Consider the following 17,914-nt stretch of genomic DNA (forward strand, 5'->3'; position numbering starts at 1 on the left):
AGCCACACTCGACGCTCCCCCCTGGCCTGAACCATGAATGCCCTCGACACCCTGCGTGCCCTGGCCACCCAGGGTGAGGTGCGTGAGTTCGCCCCGGGCGAATTGATCTTCAAGGCCGGAGAATCCGGCGACTGCATGTTCGGCCTGCTGCAGGGCAGCGTCCTGCTCAGCTGGAACGGTGACGCCGGCCACGAGGAGATCAGGGAAGGGGATGTCTTCGGTGCCGGCGCCCTGGTCACCCCGGATCACCGCCGTTTCGGCAATGCCAGGGCCATCACCCCCTGCCGGATCCTGGTGATGAACCGGGAGAAGTTTCTCTTCGCCGTCCAGGAATCGCCGATGTTCGCCATCGAACTGCTCTGTTCCATCGATCAGCGTCTGCGTCAGCTCAAGGACTGCCTGCGTTAATTCGGCGAGCGGTTGAACATCAGGCGGCGGATCACCCGCTGGGCGATGTCGCCGTAGCCCATCTCCCCCGAGAGGATCTGGGCGATGCGCCGCGGGGCTGTGGGTCGCTTCACCCCCAGCTGATACCCCACACGGGGCAGGCGGTAGAACACCTGGGCGATGCGTCGTCCCCAGGCCATCGACTGGCCCCATTCAGCGCGCATGCGCTCGCTGTAGCCCTCCAGGGCCCTGGCCTCGCCGCCCAGCCAGCGGTCGAGGGCCTCGGCGGCCCGGGTGCCGCTGAGCAGGGCGGGGCGCAGTCCCTCGGCCAGAAAGGGATCCACCAGCGAGGCCGCATCTCCCACCACCACGGCACCGCCGTCGTGGTGGAGCCGGTGATGCCCGTCCCAGACCCGCAGAGGAGACACCCGCCGCTCGCCGCTGTCGGGTGGCAGGCCCAGGCTGGGCAGCAGGCGCCCCAGCACGGCCTCGGCCTCGAGGGGCTCACGGCCGATGAAGCTGCCCACACCGATGCTGAGGCCCCCCTGGCGGGGAAAGGCCCAGCTGAAACCATGGCGCACCAGGCCGAATTCGAAGTGGGCCGTGTCGGGCTCCAGCACCTCACCCTCCACCTCCACCGACACGGTCGAGGCGAAGCGGGGCTGTGGCGAACCGATCCCCAGCTGCTGGCCGAAGACCGAGTGAGCCCCGTCGGCGATCACCACAGCCCTGGCGCTGAGCCGCCGTCCCGCCGACGTCTGCACGCGCCAGTGATCCCCCTCCCGGGTGATCTCCTCCACGGCGCTGGCCTCGAGCAGATCGGCACCGCAGCCCACCGCCTGCTCCACCAGAAAGTGATCCAGCCGGGAGCGGCGGACGATCCAGAAGGGGGCCTCCCCGGGCAGGTCGGCGATCACGGGATCCTCCAGACACCAGGTGAACCGCACCCTGGTGATCACCCGATCGACCGCCGGACTGAGATCAAACGGGAAGAGTCCCTGGACGGAAGCGGCCATGCCACCGCCGCAGGGCTTCGCCCGGGGCAGTCGTCCTGCTTCCAGAAGCCTCACCCGCCAGCCGCGGGCTGCCAGGTGGTAGGCCGCTGCAGCACCTGCCGCACCGGCACCCACCACGATCACATCAGCATCCAGGGCTGGTCCGGCCGGAGCACTGGCCACGCTCAGACCTTGAGGATGTCGGCTTCCTTCTCCGCGAGGCTTTTCTCAAGCTCGGCGATGTAGCGGTCGGTGAGCTTCTGCACCTTCTCCTGCTCATCCCGGCTCTGATCTTCGGAGAGCTCCCCGTCCTTTTCCTGCTTCTTGACTTTGTCGATTGCGTCGCGGCGGATGTTGCGCAGCGCCACCTTGCCGTCTTCGGCGTAGCGGGCGGCGAGTTTGCAGAACTCCTTGCGTCGCTCGGCCGTCAGCGGGGGGATGTTGATGCGGATCAGGCGGCCGTCGTTGTTGGGGGTGAGTCCCAGATCACTCATGGCAATGGCCTTCTCGATCGAGGCCATCGCTGCGCTGTCGAAGGGCTGGATCTGGATCGTCTGGGAGTCGGGGGTGGAGAGGCTGGCCACCGAGCGCAGGGGGGTTTCGGTTCCGTAGTACTCGATCGTGATCTTGTCGAGAAGGGAAGGATTGGCCCGGCCGGTGCGGATGGTGTTGAAGGTGCGCTGGGTGGCTTCCAGCGACTTGCGCATGCTGGCGTCGAGATCCATGGGCGGTGGGGGGAAGGGTCCGGGGTCAGCCGGCAGGAACGATGCGGGTGCCGATCGGCTCACCGGCGATGGCGCGGCCGATGTTGCCGGGCCCGAACAGGTCGAAGACCACGATCGGGATGGCGTTGTCCTTGCAGAGGGCGATGGCGGTGCTGTCCATGACGGCCAGCTCGCCGCTGAGCACGTCCTGGAAGGTGAGCTGGTCGTAGCGGATGGCGTCGGTGTGGCGGGCCGGGTCCTTGTCATACACCCCGTCCACCTTGGTGGCCTTGAGCACGACGTCGGCGTTGATTTCAGCGGCCCGCAACGCGGCGGTGGTGTCGGTGGTGAAGAAGGGGTTGCCGCAGCCGGCGCCGAACACCACCACCCGTCCCTTCTCGAGATGACGAATGGCCCGGCGACGGATGTAGGGCTCGGCGATCTCCTGCATGGCGATGGCGGTCTGTACCCGTGTGGGCACCCCCACCCGCTCCAGCGCGTCCTGGAGCGTGATGGCGTTCATCACGGTGGCCAGCATCCCCACGTAGTCGGCGGTGGCCCGGTCCATGCCGGCGGAGGACCCCTTGAGACCGCGGAAGATATTGCCTCCGCCCACCACGATGGCCAGTTCCTTGCCGTTGTTGACCACCTCCGACACATCCGCCGCGATGGCCTGGACAATGGCGGGATCGATGCCGTAGCCCTGCTCTCCCATCAGCGCCTCACCGCTGAGTTTGAGCAGAACACGCTGGTAAGCCATCGGAATTCCGCGCACGGCGAACACAGTCGGCGGCAGAGTAGCAAGCGCTCCAGCAGATGCAGACGTGCCGACCGCGAGGGTCAGAACTCGATGCCGGCCTGGGCTTTCACCCCCTGTTCGCGGAAGGGATGGCGCACCAGCTTCATCTCGGTCACGAGATCGGCGCGATCGATCAGGCCCTGGGGAGCTCCCCGGCCCGTGAGGGCCACGTGGCTGAGCTCCGGCCGGCGATCGAGACCCTCAAGCACCTGATCCAGCTCGAGATACCCCAGCTTGAGGGCCACATTGACCTCATCGAGCACCACCAGCTTGCGGGCGGGATCGGCGAGATAGGCCAGAGAGCGCTGCCAGGCCTCCTGCACCAGCTGCCGGTCCCGCTCCCGGTCCTGGGTCTCCCAGGTGAAGCCCTCGCCGAGGGCATGCCAGGCCAGGTCGTCACCGAAGAGCTGCAGGGCCCGGGCCTCACCCGGCTGCCAGCCGCCCTTGATGAACTGCACCACCGCCACACCCTCGCCATGGCCCAGGGTGCGCAGCACCAGTCCCAGGGCGGCCGTGGTCTTGCCCTTGCCATCTCCCGTGAACACCAGCACCAGCCCCTTTTCAAGGCTGCGTTCCCCCACCCGCTGCTGCTGCACCTCCCGCCGCCGCTGCATGCGGCGGCGGTAAGCCTCGACATCGCGCTCGGGGGCGAGATCCCCGCCAGGCCCCAGCTCAGCCGCCACCTGATCGAGCGGGTCGGTCGCTGGAGAGTCGGACATGGACGCTGACTTCGGCAACCGCTGGGCACTCTGGCGCGCTGGTGGCCTCAGAGGGTCGGCCGCTGGCGGGCCAGGGCCGCATCGACGGCCTGCTGCTGATCCCGGCGGGTGATCCAGTGGTGGTAGGTGCGGGTGTGGATCGCCACCGAGTGGCCCATCATCCGCGCGGCCACCGTGTCGGGCAGGCCGATGTGGATCGTGCGCACGGCCCAGGCGTGGCGCAGGTCGTAGGGGGTGCAGGGCAGCTCGTAACGGCGGAACTGCTCGGACACCCGGCGGCCCACCTGCTGCAGGGTGGTGCGCCGGAGGTCGGTGCAGACAGCGGGGAGGCGGTCGCCGCCCTCGCCCAGAGGGGCCAGATCGAACCGGTCCACCCAGTCGGGCTGGAAGGGCCAGACCTGGTGCTCCCCGGTCTTGGTGGTGGGCAGCACCCGGATCACCCGGTCACCTCCTGGGGCCAGGGCGGAGAGATCCGCGAAGAACACCTCATGGTTGCGCAGGCCGTAGGTGGCCATCAGGCCATACACCAGGCGCCAACGGGGGTTGGGAATGCGCTCCACCCACTCCAGCAGCTGGGCATCGCTGGGCAGCCGTCGGTACTGGGCCTGGTGCAGGCCATAGCCGGCGGCCCGCTCACGCCAGTCGGCGGGAAGGGGCAGCTCCAGCTGCCGGGCCAGCGACGCCAGGGCGGTACCGCACTGCTGACGGCTGCGGCTGGCGGGGGGATAGGCCTCCAGGACCTGGACCAGCAGCTCGCTGACCAGGGGCTCCCCCTGCTCCAGGCGGGCGCGCAGCCGGCGCAGGTACGGCTGATAGGCGGCGCTCCAGGTGGTGCGGCTGCCGGCGGGATTGCGACGCCGGCGCGGATCGCTGAAGAAGGCCTTCTCGAAATCCTCGAGCCTTTCCAGCGCCGAAGCCGCTGCGCTGGGTCGGCCCCAGTCGCCCCAGTCGAACCGTTGCTGGCGCAGGGCCTGGCTCACCCGTTTCAGGTCCCGCCGGGCCTGGTTGAGACCACTGGGGCTGGCCTCCAGGCCCAGGCTCAGGCGCTGCACCCTCGGGGGGCCTCCCCGTGGGCAGGGCAGGGGCCCGCGCAGGGCCAGCCGCCCTCCCCGCCGCTCCAGCCGCAGGGCCAGGCCGCTGGCCGCCAGACGGGCATTCTCCTGGCTCAGTGCCGCATCGATCGCGGCAAGGGACGCGCTCAGGGCAACGGTCAGATCAGGGTGCGGCGATGGGCGCGCCGAGGATATCGATCAGTGCTCGCCACCGCCAGCGGGCTCCAGCAGGGTTACGCTCTGAGCCATTCGATGGACCACTTCAGGTATGGCCAGGGTCGGCGTCTTGCTGCTGAACCTCGGCGGGCCTGAGCGCATCGAAGATGTCGGCCCCTTTCTGTACAACCTGTTCTCGGATCCGGAGATCATCCGGCTGCCCACACCTCTGCTGCAGAAGCCCCTGGCCTGGCTGATCAGCACCCTGCGCAGCAGCAAGTCCAAGGAGGCGTACCGAGCCATCGGCGGCGGCTCCCCCCTGCGGCGCATCACCGAGCAGCAGGCCCGCGAGCTCCAGAGTGAGCTGCGCCAGCGCGGGGTCCAGGCCACCACCTACGTGGCGATGCGCTACTGGCATCCGTTCACGGAATCGGCTGTGGGCGACATCAAGGCCGATTCGGTGGATGAAGTGGTGGTGCTTCCGCTCTATCCCCATTTCTCCATCAGCACCAGCGGCTCGAGCTTTCGCGAACTCCAGCGCCTGCGCCAGGCCGATCCCGCCTTCAGCAAGCTGCCGATTCGCTGCATCCGCAGCTGGTACGACCATCCCGGCTACGTGCTGGCGATGGCCGAACTCATCGCCGCTGGCGTGCGCAGCTGCCACGATCCCGCCACAGCCCACGTGTTCTTCAGCGCCCACGGCGTGCCCAGGAGCTACGTGGAGGAAGCCGGTGATCCCTATCAGCAGGAGATCGAAGCCTGCTCCAGGCTGGTGATGGCCAAGCTGGACGAGCTGCTCGGCCATCCCAATCCCTCCACCCTGGCCTATCAGAGCCGGGTGGGTCCGGTGGAATGGCTCAAGCCCTACACCGACGAAGCCCTCGTGCGGCTTGGGGAGGAAGGAGTCAAGGAGTTGGTGGTGGTGCCGATCAGCTTCGTGAGCGAACACATCGAGACCCTCGAGGAAATCGACATCGAATACCGGGAGATCGCCACGGAAGCCGGGATCAGCAACTTCGTGCGTGTGCCCGCTCTCGACACCTATCCCACCTTCATCAAGGGTCTGGCTGATCTGGTGCAACTGGCCCAGGCCGGCCCGGAAGTGAACCTGGATCAGGCCGCCTCCCTGCCCACCCAGGTGAAGCTCTACCCCCAGGACAAATGGGCCTGGGGGTGGAACAACAGCTCCGAGGTCTGGAACGGACGCCTGGCCATGCTCGGCTTCTCGGCTTTTCTGCTGGAGCTGCTGAGTGGTCGGGGTCCGCTCCATGCCATCGGCCTCCTCTAGACCTCGCGGACTCCTGGCCGGCCTGGTGGGTCTGCAGCTCGGCCTGGCCGCTGACCTGGGTCTGTTTCCCCAGCCGGCCCGATCGGATCTGCGCTGGGCGCGGGGAGTGTTCCCCATCGTCCACTTCGCTGGCTACACCAGTCATTTCGGACGCCGCACCGGTCCGGGCGGCGGCCGGGAGATGCATTCCGGCCTCGACATCGCCGCACCGCTCGGTACGCCGATCCGCAACTGGTGGGGCGGCACCGTGGCCGACGTCTTCCATGACAGCGGCTGCGGTGTGGGGGTGGTGATCCGCTCTGGCGAGTACGAGCACATGTACTGCCACCTCGGCGGAACGGTCCTTGGCGACACCTACGCCAGTGGCCCGGTGCTGCTGCGCCGGGGCCAGCAGGTGCGGGCCAGCCAGCTGATCGCCCATGTGGGGATGAGCGGACGCACCACGGGCCCCCACCTCCACTGGGGAATCCGCTACCGGGGGACCTGGCTCGATCCGGGGCTGATTCTCCGGGCGATGGTGCGTGGCCGGCGGTTGCAGCCACAGTCCCCGCAACAGTTCTCCCAAGGTCGGAAGTGAGCTCCTACGCTGATGGTCTTCGTTACGTGTGTTGCCCGCCACCGTGACCGTGACCACCTTGACCTCGACAACGACCTCGACAACCGTCAGCCCCGCAGCCCACTCGGCAGGGCCCGTTACCGGCGATGACGTCCGGGCTCCCGCTGAGGCTGCTGCCCCTGTCGTTCCTGGACGTCTGAGCGGTGCTGACGCCCTGATGGATGCCCTCCATCGTCACGGCGTCACCGATGTGTTCGGCTACCCCGGCGGTGCGATCCTGCCCATCTACGACGCTCTGCACAAGGCTGAGAGCCGTGGCTGGCTGAAGCATGTGCTGGTCCGGCACGAACAGGGGGGCACCCACGCAGCTGACGCCTATGCCAGGGCCACCGGACGGGTCGGCGTCTGCTTCGGCACCTCCGGACCCGGCGCCACCAACCTGGTCACCGGCATCGCCACGGCCCAGATGGACTCCGTGCCGATGGTGGTGATCACCGGCCAGGTGCCCCGGGCCGCCATCGGCACGGACGCCTTCCAGGAAACCGACATCTTCGGCATCACCCTGCCGATCGTGAAGCACTCCTGGGTGGTGCGCGATCCCGCTGACATCGGCCGGATCGTGGCCGAGGCCTTTCTCATCGCCTCCACGGGCCGCCCCGGTCCGGTCCTGATCGATGTCCCCAAGGATGTGGGGCTCGAAGAGTTCGACTACACCCCCGTGGAACCGGGCAGGGCCATTCCCGCGGGCTATCAGCTGCCCGCTGGCCCCGCCCCTGAGCGGATCGCCCAGGGGATCGAGCTGATCCGCCAGGCCCGCCGCCCGCTGCTGTACGTGGGTGGCGGCGCCATCAGCTCCGGCGCCCACACCTCCCTGATCGCCCTGGCCGAGCGCTTCCAGCTGCCGGTCACCACCACCCTGATGGGCAAGGGTGCCTTCGATGAGCGCCATCCGCTGGCCGTGGGCATGCTGGGGATGCACGGCACCGCTTACGCGAACTTCGCCGTCACCGAATGCGATCTGCTGATCGCCGCCGGTGCCCGCTTCGACGACCGGGTCACCGGGCGGCTCGACAGCTTCGCCCCCCGCGCCCAGGTGATCCACATCGACATCGATGCGGCTGAGGTGGGCAAGAACCGACTGCCTGAGGTGCCGATCGTCTCCGATGTGCGCCTGGCCCTGGAGGCCCTGCTGGAGGCCTCGGTCGGGGAGAGCGACAACGGCCGCACCGTTCCCTGGCTGGAGCGCATCAGCCGCTGGAAGCGTCATTACCCGCTGGTGATCCCCACTCCGGAGGGGGCCATCGCCCCCCAGGAGGTGGTCCTGGCCCTGCGCGACCTGGCTCCCGACGCCTTCGTCACCACCGATGTGGGACAGCATCAGATGTGGGCCGCCCAGTACCTGAACAACCCCCCACGTCACTGGATCAGCAGCAGCGGCCTGGGCACCATGGGCTTCGGATTACCGGCAGCCATGGGCGTCCAGGTGGCCTTTCCTGACGACCAGGTGATCTGTGTGGCCGGCGACGCCAGCATCCTGATGAACATCCAGGAACTGGGCACCCTCTCCCAGTACGACCTGCCCGTGAAAGTGGTCATCCTCAACAACGGCTGGCAGGGGATGGTGAGGCAATGGCAGGAGAGTTTCTACGGCGAGCGTTACTCCGCCTCGGAGATGACCCGTGGCATGCCTGATTTTCCACGGCTGGCCGAAGCCTTCGGCGTGAAGGGTGTGGGAATCAGCGAGCGGTCCAGCTTCCGCGAGCAGCTGGCAGAGGCCCTGGCCCATCCAGGACCCGCTCTGATCGATGTGCGTGTGCGCCGCAACGAGAACTGCTATCCGATGGTTCCTCCAGGTGCCAGCAACGCTCAGATGGTGGGTCTTCCCAGCCATCCGGAGCTGGCGATCGACACCACCCGCCAGTGCGGCTCGTGCGGCTTCAGCACCGAAAGCGCCCATCTCTTCTGTCCCAGCTGCGGCGCCAAGCTCTGAGCCCCCTTCCTCTGCTTCTGTCCCTGATCCTGGCGGTGGCCCTGCTGCTCGATCCCTTCCTCGCCCTGCCCGCTGGCGCCGCGGAGGTGCTGCAGGTGCGGACGGGCGTGCTGCTCCAGGTGGGAGATCAGAACCGCAGCTATCCCGTCCAGCTGGGCTGCATCAGCGTGACCCCTGAGCATTCAGGAGACGCGGAAGACTGGCTGCGCCAGCACTTGCCACGCCGCACACGGGTGAATCTGCGTCCCCTGGGTTCCGCTGATGGGGTTCTGCTCGCCCGTGTCCAGGTGCTGAAGGGGGGTGATGACCTGGGATCAGGCCTGATCAGCGCTGGCCTGGCCGAGTCCTTGCCGTCACTGATCCGCCCCCAGGGTTGTCCGTCCGAGGAGGGCGACACCGAGGACTCATGAGCCTGAACCGCACCGCCAAGGGAATCGTGCTGGTGCCGACCCTGTTGCTTGGGGGTGCCTTCCTCAGCGCCGCACTCTGGACTGATGACGGCCTGCAGACCAATCGCCCCCTGGCGCTGGGCATCGCTGCTGTGCTCCTTGCAGGAGGGCTTCTGACCCAGCTGCTGCCGGAGGGGAAGCCCGAGGCCGAACCGGAGGACAGCTCGCCTCGCTAGGGCAGACGTTCAGCCGCCGCCACTCCGGATCGTGTTCAGCGGCGTGGGGCCGCCGGTGCGGAAGAACCGGCCGAGCGGGCCCCCCTGGTTCTGGACTGCTGCTCCACCAACCGGAAGTACTCCGGTGTTGGGTAGAAGGCGTAGGTGTCCTTCGGCTGCTTCACGATCTGATCCATCACGGCGCTGAGATCAGCGGCCTGAACGGTGAGTTTGTTGCGGTCGGGAATGCTGGCCATCGCCTTCTGCAACGAGGCGTAGTCGAAGAAAAAGAGACCACGCTCCCCCTGGGGCGTCTTGACGGTGATCAGCGGCTTGGTGAAAAACACCGGCACGGAGAGGCCCTCCTGGATCGTCTTCTGATCGAGGCCCTGCTTACCGAGCAGGCTGCGCGCCTGGCTCAGATCGGATGGTGCTGGAATCACCGGTGAGAGCAGTTTGCGGTCCTTCAACGACTTGTTGAGCTCCTGCACCCGCTCCAGGGCCACGTTCATGGGCATGGGCAGCACCCCGGCCTTGATCGTGGGGTTGGCCTTGACAAAGGCGGCCAGTTCCTGATCGGCCTTGCCCCGATCAAGGTAGAGAGGGAGCACCAGGGCCTTCTCCCGTTGCAGGGGCAGGGGGATTCCCTTGGCATCGGTCAGCACGAAGACCGGGATGACAGCCAGTTTCTTCATGGCCTCCTGCTCCGGAATCGCCAGCGCTGACGGAGGCTGCAGCAGGCCCACCAGCCCGGCGCAGCCGGCCAGCAGGGCAATCAGGCGACGGCGGCGTGAACATCCCGCAGGGGACGCTGGCCGTGGAGCCGGCAGTTGAGCGATGGGGCCCGGCATGCGTCCCTCGAGCAGAAGACCAAACCTAGGGACGGAGCTGCACGTAATCTCGCTGGGCTGGACGGTACAGGCCATGACCACTGGCGGACTGGGAAGCGGACCACCTCCCGCCCAGGAGCATGGATCGCGCCTGCCTCTCTGGAGTGTCGGAGTCGGGCTGGCGGCGGTGCTGCTGGGGGTTCAGAGCCTGGCGGCCAGCACCCCCTTCCCCCAGGAGGTGCTGATGCTGCTTCCCAGTGAGGGGTTGCTGGCGGGGGTGGGAGATGGTCTGCGCCGCGGCTACGGACTGGCCATGGAGGAAACCAGGGCCTGCGGGCTGCGCCCCCCGGGCCATGGCCTGGGCTGGCTTCCCCAGGAACAGGATCCTGAGGCTCTGTTGCTCGGCGTTCCGATGCCGGAGCTGTTGATCGCCCCGCCGGCGGTCAATCTGCTGCCGTTCGGACGGATCGCCCAGAGCCGGGGAGTGAACGTGCTGCTGCCGTTGCAGCGGGGCTACTCCCTGCGTCGCCTGCCCAGCCAGGTGGGCGCCGACAGGATCTGGCCGGTGCTGCCGTCACGGAGTCTGGAGGCCGATCGGCTGGCGAAGGGCCTGCTGGAGGACAACAAGGGCAAGGTGATGGTCATCCACGACGGCGGAGCGGAGCAGGCGGCTCTGGCCGATCGCTTCGTGGAGACGATCGAAGGCAACGGCGGCTGGACCGTGGGTCCCACCAACGATCCCCAGGCGCTCGTGGAGCCCGATACCAAGGTGATGGATCAGCTGCGCGATGACGTGGGCTGGTACACACCCACCTCCCTGGTGGTGATGACGACCCCGGGGAGCCCCCTGGCCCGGGCGGTGGCCGAACTCGACCTTCCCGACAACCTCACGCTGGTCTGGCCGTTTCCCGTGCGGGAGCCGTTGCCGCTGGCCCAGCTGGGGGTCGACTCCGTCAGCCGCGGTCCGGGTTGGGATCGTTTCGAGCTGGCCTTCAAGCAACGCCATGGCTATGCGCCGGGGCTGGTGGAGGCTGCCGGCTTCGACACGGGCCAGCTGGTGGCCGTCTCCTCTCTTGCCGGACAGACCTCGAGAACCTGGTCGCTCGACTGGCTCGATCCCAAGGCCACACCTCTTGATCTCTGCGATGCCCTCAAAGCCCGGCGGGCCGGCAAGCCGGTGGCTCTGCGCGGGGCCGCCAGCCGCCTGGACCTCGCACCCGGCACTCCTCCGGCCGGTGAACTGCGGCTGACGCCGCTGAAGGCAGACCCGGCCGCCATCCGTTCCTAGCCTGGGCCTCTGCCCGAGTCGATCGCCATGGGCCCCAGCTCAACCCAGCCCGCCATCACCAGGAGCGACGCACCCCTGCTGCGGAATTTCGAAGAGGTGGGCATCGGCGCCATCGCCGAGGTGGGCGGCAAGAACGCGTCTCTGGGGGAAATGATCCGGGAGCTGACCAGCCAGGGAGTGAGGGTGCCCGGCGGCTTCGCCACCACCGCCACCGCTTACCGCCTGTTCCTGGCATGCAATGGGCTGGAGAGTCCTCTGAGGGCGATCCTGGGCGATCTGGACAGCGGCGATCTCACGGCCCTTCAGCAGGCCGGTCAGCGGGCGCGGGAGCTCATCCTTGGGGCTTCCCTGCCGCCCGAGCTCGCCGATGCCGTGGCTGCGGCCTATCGCGAGCTGGGAGCCGGCCCGGTGGCGGTTCGCTCCAGTGCCACGGCGGAGGATCTCCCGGATGCCAGCTTCGCCGGCCAGCAGGAGACTTTCCTGAACGTGCGCGGAGAGCAGGATCTGCTGGCCGCCTGCCTGCGCTGCTACAGCTCCCTGTTCACCGATCGGGCCATCTCCTACCGCCAGATCAACGGCTTCGATCACCTGGAAGTGGCCCTCTCCATCGGTGTGCAGCGCATGGTGCGTTCCGATCTGGGCGCTGCCGGTGTGATGTTCACCATCGATACCGAAACAGGCTTCCGCAACGCCGTGCTGCTCAATGCGGCCTACGGCCTGGGCGAGAACGTGGTTCAGGGCGCGGTGAATCCCGATGAAATCCTGCTGTTCAAGCCCACCCTGCGGGAGGGCTATGCCGCGATCGTGAGCAAGCGCCTGGGCAGCAAGGCGATCCGGATGGTGTACGACGAGGGTGGCACGGTGCGCAACGAACCCGTGCCGCTCCCGGAGCGCGGCCGTTATGCCATCAGCGATGACGAGGCCCTGACCCTGGGCCGCTGGGCCTGCCTGATCGAGGATCACTACAGCGCCCGCCACGGCACGGCCACACCGATGGACATCGAGTGGGCCCGCGACGGCGAGAGCGGCGAGCTGTTCATTCTTCAGGCCCGTCCCGAAACGGTCGAATCCAGACGATCGGACTCGGTGCTCTGCCGCTGGTCGCTCAAGCCCCATGACGCGGAGCTGATCACCCACGGACGCGCCATCGGCGCCTCGATCAGCAGCGGTCGCGCCCGGGTGATCCTCAATCCCAGTGGCATCGATCGCTTCGAAGTGGGTGATCTGCTGGTGACCGAGCGCACCGATCCCGACTGGGAACCGATCCTCAAGAAGGCCCGGGGGGTGATCACCAACCAGGGCGGACGCACCTGCCACGCGGCGATCATCGCCCGGGAGATGGGCATCACTGCCGTGGTGGGCTGCGGTGACGCCACGGAACGCATCCAGGACGGCGAAGCGATCACGATCAGCTGCGCCGAAGGGGAAGACGGCATGGTTTACCGCGGACTGCTTCGTTACGAGAAGGAGGAGCAGAAGCTGGAGCACCTGCCACCCACGCGCACCCGCATCCTGATGAACGTGGGGAACCCGGAGAAGGCCTTCCGCTTCGCGGCCATCCCCTGTGATGGCGTCGGTCTGGCCCGGTTGGAGTTCATCATCGCCAACCACATCCGGGTGCACCCGATGGCCCTGCTCCAACCCGGGCGTGTGAGCGATCCGGCCGAGCGCGAGGCCATCGCCAGCCTCACCGCCGGCTACGACGACCCCACCGAGTACTACGTGGACCGGCTCGCCCAGGGGATGGCTCGGATCGCGGCGGCCTTCCATCCCAGGCCGGTGGTGCTGCGCTTCTCCGACTTCAAGAGCAATGAGTACGCCCGGCTGCTCGGTGGACGGGCCTTCGAGCCCATCGAAGCCAATCCCATGATCGGCTGGAGGGGAGCGGCCCGCTACACCTCAGCGGAATTCCGGCCGGCCTTCGGTCTGGAATGCCAGGCCCTGCTGAGGGTTCGCCGCCAGATGGGCCTGCGCAACACCATCCCGATGGTGCCCTTCTGCCGCACCCCGGAGGAGGGGGAGCGGGTGCTCGAGGAGATGGCCCGCCACGGACTGGTGCGTGGGGAGGACGATCTCAAGGTGTACGTGATGTGCGAGCTGCCCAGCAACGTGATCGGCGCCGAGGCCTTCTCGCGGCATTTCGACGGGTTTTCGATCGGCACCAACGATCTCACCCAGCTCACTCTCGGCATCGACCGTGATTCCTCCCTTGTCGCCGACCTGTTCGATGAACGTCATCCGATCGTTCAGGAGATGATCCGCCTCGCCATCCACACCGCCCACCGCTGCGGCCGTCCGATCGGGCTCTGCGGCCAGGCTCCCAGCGACTACCCGGAATTCGCCCGCTTTCTGGTGAAGGAAGGCATCGATTCGATCAGCCTCAATCCCGATGCGGTGATCAGCACCCGCCTGGCGATCGCGGCGATCGAGGCTGAACTGCCGACAGCAGGCTGAACGCGCCGCCGAGTCGAGTCGGCCTGGAGGCGGGGCCGATAGCGTCACCTCCCGTCGCGCTGTTCCATGTCAGGCCCGACCACCCGCCCGGGGGACGAGAACTCCCGGAATCCCCCGTTTCACGCCCTCGAAGGCGCCGCGCTGGTGACCCAGCTGGGCAGCGACCCCGAGCGTGGCCTGAGCGACGAGGAAGCGAACCGGCGCCTCTCCCGCCTCGGTGCCAATGAGCTCACGGCGCTGCCGGGGCGCCCGGGGTGGCTGCGCTTTCTCGATCAGTTCCACAATCCGCTGCTCTACACCCTTCTGGTCACCGGCCTGATCAAGCTCTGGATCGACTCGCTCGGCGAGGCCCTGGTGATCTGGAGCGTGACGCTGATCAATGCGGTGATCGGCTTCGTGCAGGAGGATCGGGCCGAGTCCTCGATCGCGGCGCTGGCCCGCTCAGTGCGCACGCAGGTGGATGTGGTGCGTGACGGACGGGAGCTGCGCCTGCCCTCCGAGCAGCTGGTGGTCGGTGATCTGGTGCGGCTGAGCGCTGGCGCCAGGGTGCCCGCCGACCTGCGCCTGCTGCAGGTGCGCGAGCTGAGGCTCGACGAATCGGCGCTCACGGGCGAATCCCTGCCGGTGACGAAATCGTGCCAGGCGGCCCCGGTGGATGCCGCTCTGGGGGATCGTCGTGGCATGGCCCATGCCGGCAGCTTCGTCACCGCTGGCCAGGCCACAGGACTGGTGGTGGCCTGCGCCGGGGCCACCGAAGTGGGACAGATCTCCACCGTGCTGCGCCAGCGCCAGAGCCTGAGCACCCCGCTCACGCGCAAATTTCAGCGGTTCAGCCAGACCCTGCTGAAGATCATCCTGGTGCTGGCCGCCCTGACCTTTGCCGTCGGTCTGATCCGGCAACGGGGTTCCGCCGAGATGTTCGACGGAGCCGTGGCCCTGGCTGTGGGGGCGATCCCCGAGGAGCTGCCGGCGATCGTGACCATCACCCTGGCGATCGGCGTCAACCGCATGGCCCGGCGCAACGCGATCATCCGCAAGCTGCCGGCCGTGGAGGCCCTCGGCAGCACCACGGTGATCTGCTCCGACAAGACCGGCACCCTCACCCAGAACAGGATGCTGGTGCAGGAGATCTACGCCGGTGGCGAGCTGTGCACACTCGAGAGTCTCTGGGACAGGGATTCCCTGGCGGCCAACCGGGCCATCGGCGAAACCCTGCTGGCGGGGCTGCTCTGCAATGACGCCCGCCACAGCGAAGAGGACGGGCTCGTGGGGGACCCCACGGAAACGGCGCTGCTGGTGGCGGCCCGCTCCGCCGGCCTGGATCACGAGCGCAGCCTGATCGAGCACCCGCGAAGGGATGCGATTCCGTTTGAATCCGAGCGGCAGTACATGGCCACTCTTCACGGCAGTGCGCGCATTCTGGTGAAGGGCTCGGTGGAGGCCGTACTGCCCCGCTGCCCGAGTCAGCTGAGTGCCGCTGGCAGCGATGAGCCCCTGGATGCCACCGCCATCCACGAGGCAGTGGCCGTGATGGCCGCTCGTGGCCAGCGGGTGCTGGCCTTCGCGGTGGGCCGGGCCCAGCCCCAGCAACCCAGCCTGGAGGAACATCACGTGGCCCGGGGCCTGCAGTTCGTGGGTCTGCAGGGGATGCTCGATCCGCCCCGGCCCGAGGCCATCGCCGCCGTGGCAGCCTGCCGCGCCGCGGGCATCCGGGTGAAGATGATCACCGGCGATCATCTCGACACAGCCCTGGCGATCGCAACCCAGATCGGCCTGGGCAGCGGCAAAGGTCCCCTGGAGGGCCTCGATGGTCCGGCCATCGCCCGTCTTGCGCCCGATGCCCTGGCCAGCAGCGTGGAACGGCTGGATGTCTTCGCCCGGGTGGCCCCGGCCCAGAAACTCGAGCTGGTGCGGGCGCTCCAGGCCAATGGCGAAATCGTCGCCATGACTGGTGACGGGGTCAACGACGCCCCGGCCCTGAAGCAGGCCGACATCGGCATCGCCATGGGCAGAGGCGGGACCGAGGTGGCCCGGGAGGCCGCCGACATGCTGCTCACCGATGACAACTTCGCCACCATCGAGGCCGCCGTGGAGGAGGGACGTGCCGTCTACCTGAACCTGCGCAAATCGCTGGCCTTCGTGCTGCCCGTGAACGGCGCCGCCTCGATGACCATCCTGCTGGCTGCGCTTCTGGGCCTGGAGTTGCCCGTCACGGCCCTGCAGGTGCTCTGGCTGAACATGGTGAGCTCGCTGACCATGTCGGTGCCGCTGGCCTTTGAGCCCAGGTGCGAAGGGTTGATGCTCCAGCCGCCGAGACCTCCCCGCCAGCCCCTGCTGACTGGCGGTCTGATCAGGCGGATCCTGCTGGTGTCGCTGTTCAACTGGGCCCTGATCTTCAGTCTCTTCGCCTGGGGGCGCCGGAACGGTCTGGATCTGGCCGGCGCCCGCACCATGGCGGTGCAGGGGCTGGTGCTGGCCCAGATGGTCTACCTGCTCAGCATCAGCCAGGTCAGCAAGGGGCTCCACCGCCTCGGCGAACGGGGATGGGGCCAGCTGACTCAGGCGCCGGTGCTGCTCCTGGGTCTGGCTCTGGCCCTGATCCTGCAGGTGACCTTCAGCCAGCTGGGGTGGATGAACCAGCTGTTCGGAACCGAGGCCCTGAGCCTGAACCAGTGGCTGATCTGTGCTCTGCCGATGCTGCCGATGCTGCCCGTGGCCCTGGCGGGACAACGGCTGGATCCCACCACAGACCCCGCTGGACGTGAGCTGGGACCCGTGGAGCTCGGATCTTGAGCCACCAGGCCTGGATCACCCTGGCCACGGCGGTGGCCGTGTTCACAGCCACCGCCATCGGTCTGACCCAGTTCACGGCAGCGGCCCTGCTGGGGGCGACCCTGGTGATCTTCTGCGGGGCGATCAGCCTGCCCGAAGCGGCCAGCAGCGTGGCCCAGGCCCAGGGCACGCTCACGCTGCTGTTCGGAATGATGGTGGTGGTCCAGGCCCTGGAGACCACCGGCGCCTTTCCGGTTCTGGCCCATCGCCTGATGGAGGCGTCCCGGGGGGAAGGGCGCAGGCTTCTGCTCGGCCTGGTACTGCTCACCAGCGCCATCTGTGCCTGGTTGCCGAATGCCGCCACGGTGCTGCTGATCGGCCCCCTGCTGCCACCGCTGGCCAGGGAATTGGACCTGGATCCGCGCCCGCTGCTGATTCTGCTGGTGCTCACGGCCAACAGCGCCGGCCTGCTGACCGTGATCGGCGATCCCGCCACCTACCTGGTGGCCAGCCAGATCGGCCTGGGCTTCCTCGCCTACTGGCGGCAGGTGGCGAGCGCCGGCGCCCTCAGCCTGGTCATGGTGCTCCTCACCCTGCCCTGGCTGTACCGCAGCATCTGGACACTGCGTCTGCCTCCTCCGCAGCTGGAAGCGCCACGGCTGCGCCGTCCCGGTGCCTGCGCCCTGCTGCTGCTGGTTGTGCTGGTGATGCTGCCGCTGTTCCTCTGGGGTGAGAGCCTTCCGATTCCGCTCAGGCCCGAGGGCACGGCGCTGGCGGGGGCGGCGGTGAGCCTGCTGGTGGTGCAGCGCTGCCGACTGATCAGTGTCGAGCGCCTGCTCTCCCGGCTCGACTGGTCGACGCTGCTCTATTTCATCGGCCTGTTCGTGCTGATCGGTGCCCTCGAGCGGCAGGGAGTGCTGGCGTCCGCAGCCTCCATGCTCGGCGGACTGATCAGGAGCGGCAGCGGTGCCGGCGCCCAGCTGCTGTTGCTCGGCACCGCATCGGCTTCCGCCGTGGTGCCGAACATTCCGCTGGTGGCCACGCTCACACCCGTGCTGCTGGAGAGCAGCAGCCAGGCGGGACTGCTCAGAGCCGGGGGGACGGTTCCTGAGACCCTGCTCCCCAGCTTCTTTGCCCTGATGCTGGGTGGGACACTGGGAGGCAATGCCACCTTGATCGGCGCTTCGGCCAATCTCGTGGCCGCCGGCATCGCCAGCCAGGAGGGTTGCCCGATCTCCTTCCGCCAGTGGCTGAACTTCGGTGTTCCCACGGTGCTGCTGCAGCTGGCGGCCTCGGCCCTGTGGCTGAACCACTGGTAAC

16 protein-coding genes are annotated in these 17,914 nt (G+C 67.9%); 10 read left to right on the top strand and 6 right to left on the bottom strand.

The features are described from left to right. Positions 1-33: 33 nt before the first annotated feature. Positions 34-408 (top strand): Crp/Fnr family transcriptional regulator, encoded by a 375-nt coding sequence (locus I1E95_RS15400; protein ID WP_197163769.1) that lies wholly within the window; start codon positions 34-36, stop codon positions 406-408. Here the strand turns inward: I1E95_RS15400 and I1E95_RS15405 are convergent. The 5 genes from I1E95_RS15405 to I1E95_RS15425 all read right to left on the bottom strand — a co-directional run bounded on the left by I1E95_RS15405 (position 405) and on the right by I1E95_RS15425 (position 4,806). Further along, positions 405-1,565: an NAD(P)/FAD-dependent oxidoreductase gene (locus I1E95_RS15405; protein WP_197163770.1), complete on the bottom strand. Its 1,161-nt coding sequence runs from the start codon at positions 1,563-1,565 to the stop codon at positions 405-407. The genes I1E95_RS15400 and I1E95_RS15405 overlap by 4 nt on opposite strands. 2 nt (positions 1,566-1,567) lie before the next feature. Next, entirely contained in the window at positions 1,568-2,107 is a 540-nt protein-coding gene (frr, locus tag I1E95_RS15410) for a ribosome recycling factor (RefSeq protein ID WP_197163772.1), read from the bottom strand. Positions 2,108-2,132: 25 nt separating this feature from the next. Beyond that, positions 2,133-2,846: a UMP kinase gene (gene pyrH, locus I1E95_RS15415; RefSeq protein ID WP_197163774.1), complete on the bottom strand. Its 714-nt coding sequence runs from the start codon at positions 2,844-2,846 to the stop codon at positions 2,133-2,135. A gap of 80 nt (positions 2,847-2,926) precedes the next feature. Continuing rightward, a complete protein-coding gene (cobO, locus tag I1E95_RS15420; RefSeq protein ID WP_197163776.1) occupies positions 2,927-3,604 on the bottom strand; it encodes a cob(I)yrinic acid a,c-diamide adenosyltransferase in 678 nt (225 codons plus the stop codon). A gap of 47 nt (positions 3,605-3,651) precedes the next feature. Further along, complete coding sequence (locus tag I1E95_RS15425) at positions 3,652-4,806, bottom strand: site-specific integrase (RefSeq protein ID WP_370594597.1); 1,155 nt, start codon at positions 4,804-4,806, stop codon at positions 3,652-3,654. Positions 4,807-4,924: 118 nt separating this feature from the next. Between I1E95_RS15425 and hemH the strand changes: the two genes are divergently transcribed. The 5 genes from hemH (at position 4,925) to I1E95_RS15450 (ending at position 9,271) form a co-directional block, all read left to right on the top strand. Further along, on the top strand, positions 4,925-6,100 hold the full coding sequence (gene hemH, locus I1E95_RS15430; RefSeq protein WP_197163777.1) for a ferrochelatase: 1,176 nt from the start codon (positions 4,925-4,927) through the stop codon (positions 6,098-6,100). Next, positions 6,081-6,677, top strand: a complete 597-nt coding sequence (locus I1E95_RS15435) for a M23 family metallopeptidase (RefSeq protein ID WP_231594687.1) — start codon at positions 6,081-6,083, stop codon at positions 6,675-6,677. The genes hemH and I1E95_RS15435 overlap by 20 nt, the downstream gene beginning before the upstream one ends. Before the next feature lie 196 nt (positions 6,678-6,873). Then, positions 6,874-8,646 carry a biosynthetic-type acetolactate synthase large subunit gene (gene ilvB, locus I1E95_RS15440; RefSeq protein ID WP_231594688.1) on the top strand — a complete coding sequence of 591 codons (1,773 nt, stop codon included), beginning with the start codon at positions 6,874-6,876 and terminating at the stop codon, positions 8,644-8,646. A gap of 29 nt (positions 8,647-8,675) precedes the next feature. Further along, entirely contained in the window at positions 8,676-9,056 is a 381-nt protein-coding gene (locus I1E95_RS15445) for a hypothetical protein (RefSeq protein WP_231595006.1), read from the top strand. Next, on the top strand, positions 9,053-9,271 hold the full coding sequence (locus I1E95_RS15450) for a GIVxVP protein (protein ID WP_197163779.1): 219 nt from the start codon (positions 9,053-9,055) through the stop codon (positions 9,269-9,271). Before I1E95_RS15445 ends, I1E95_RS15450 begins: the two co-directional genes overlap by 4 nt. Positions 9,272-9,306: 35 nt before the next feature. Here I1E95_RS15450 and I1E95_RS15455 read toward each other — a convergent pair whose 3' ends face one another. Then, positions 9,307-10,101 (bottom strand): Tic22 family protein, encoded by a 795-nt coding sequence (locus I1E95_RS15455; RefSeq protein WP_231594689.1) that lies wholly within the window; start codon positions 10,099-10,101, stop codon positions 9,307-9,309. A gap of 73 nt (positions 10,102-10,174) precedes the next feature. Between I1E95_RS15455 and I1E95_RS15460 the strand changes: the two genes are divergently transcribed. The 4 genes from I1E95_RS15460 to I1E95_RS15475 all read left to right on the top strand — a co-directional run bounded on the left by I1E95_RS15460 (position 10,175) and on the right by I1E95_RS15475 (position 17,913). Continuing rightward, positions 10,175-11,368 carry a histidine kinase gene (locus I1E95_RS15460; RefSeq protein ID WP_197163781.1) on the top strand — a complete coding sequence of 398 codons (1,194 nt, stop codon included), beginning with the start codon at positions 10,175-10,177 and terminating at the stop codon, positions 11,366-11,368. Between the two features lie 27 nt (positions 11,369-11,395). After that, positions 11,396-13,822 carry a phosphoenolpyruvate synthase gene (ppsA, locus tag I1E95_RS15465; protein ID WP_197163783.1) on the top strand — a complete coding sequence of 809 codons (2,427 nt, stop codon included), beginning with the start codon at positions 11,396-11,398 and terminating at the stop codon, positions 13,820-13,822. Between the two features lie 66 nt (positions 13,823-13,888). Then, positions 13,889-16,615: an HAD-IC family P-type ATPase gene (locus I1E95_RS15470; protein ID WP_197163785.1), complete on the top strand. Its 2,727-nt coding sequence runs from the start codon at positions 13,889-13,891 to the stop codon at positions 16,613-16,615. Continuing rightward, a complete protein-coding gene (locus I1E95_RS15475) occupies positions 16,612-17,913 on the top strand; it encodes an SLC13 family permease (RefSeq protein WP_197163787.1) in 1,302 nt (433 codons plus the stop codon). Before I1E95_RS15470 ends, I1E95_RS15475 begins: the two co-directional genes overlap by 4 nt. Position 17,914: the final 1 nt, after the last annotated feature.

Source organism: Synechococcus sp. CBW1107 (assembly GCF_015841355.1).
Taxonomy (GTDB): Bacteria; Cyanobacteriota; Cyanobacteriia; order PCC-6307; family Cyanobiaceae; genus Regnicoccus_A.

Excerpts from the sequence above, each read along its gene's own strand:
- I1E95_RS15460 (WP_197163781.1), top strand. The coding sequence starts at position 10,175 with ATGACCACTGGCGGACTGGGAAGCGGACCACCTCCCGCCCAGGAGCAT.
- frr (WP_197163772.1), bottom strand. The coding sequence starts at position 2,107 with ATGGATCTCGACGCCAGCATGCGCAAGTCGCTGGAAGCCACCCAGCGC.
- I1E95_RS15435 (WP_231594687.1), top strand. The coding sequence starts at position 6,081 with ATGCCATCGGCCTCCTCTAGACCTCGCGGACTCCTGGCCGGCCTGGTG.
- pyrH (WP_197163774.1), bottom strand. The coding sequence starts at position 2,846 with ATGGCTTACCAGCGTGTTCTGCTCAAACTCAGCGGTGAGGCGCTGATG.
- cobO (WP_197163776.1), bottom strand. The coding sequence starts at position 3,604 with ATGTCCGACTCTCCAGCGACCGACCCGCTCGATCAGGTGGCGGCTGAG.
- ppsA (WP_197163783.1), top strand. The coding sequence starts at position 11,396 with ATGGGCCCCAGCTCAACCCAGCCCGCCATCACCAGGAGCGACGCACCC.
- I1E95_RS15450 (WP_197163779.1), top strand. The coding sequence starts at position 9,053 with ATGAGCCTGAACCGCACCGCCAAGGGAATCGTGCTGGTGCCGACCCTG.
- I1E95_RS15470 (WP_197163785.1), top strand. The coding sequence starts at position 13,889 with ATGTCAGGCCCGACCACCCGCCCGGGGGACGAGAACTCCCGGAATCCC.
- ilvB (WP_231594688.1), top strand. The coding sequence starts at position 6,874 with ATGGATGCCCTCCATCGTCACGGCGTCACCGATGTGTTCGGCTACCCC.
- hemH (WP_197163777.1), top strand. The coding sequence starts at position 4,925 with ATGGCCAGGGTCGGCGTCTTGCTGCTGAACCTCGGCGGGCCTGAGCGC.
- I1E95_RS15400 (WP_197163769.1), top strand. The coding sequence starts at position 34 with ATGAATGCCCTCGACACCCTGCGTGCCCTGGCCACCCAGGGTGAGGTG.
- I1E95_RS15455 (WP_231594689.1), bottom strand. The coding sequence starts at position 10,101 with ATGCCGGGCCCCATCGCTCAACTGCCGGCTCCACGGCCAGCGTCCCCT.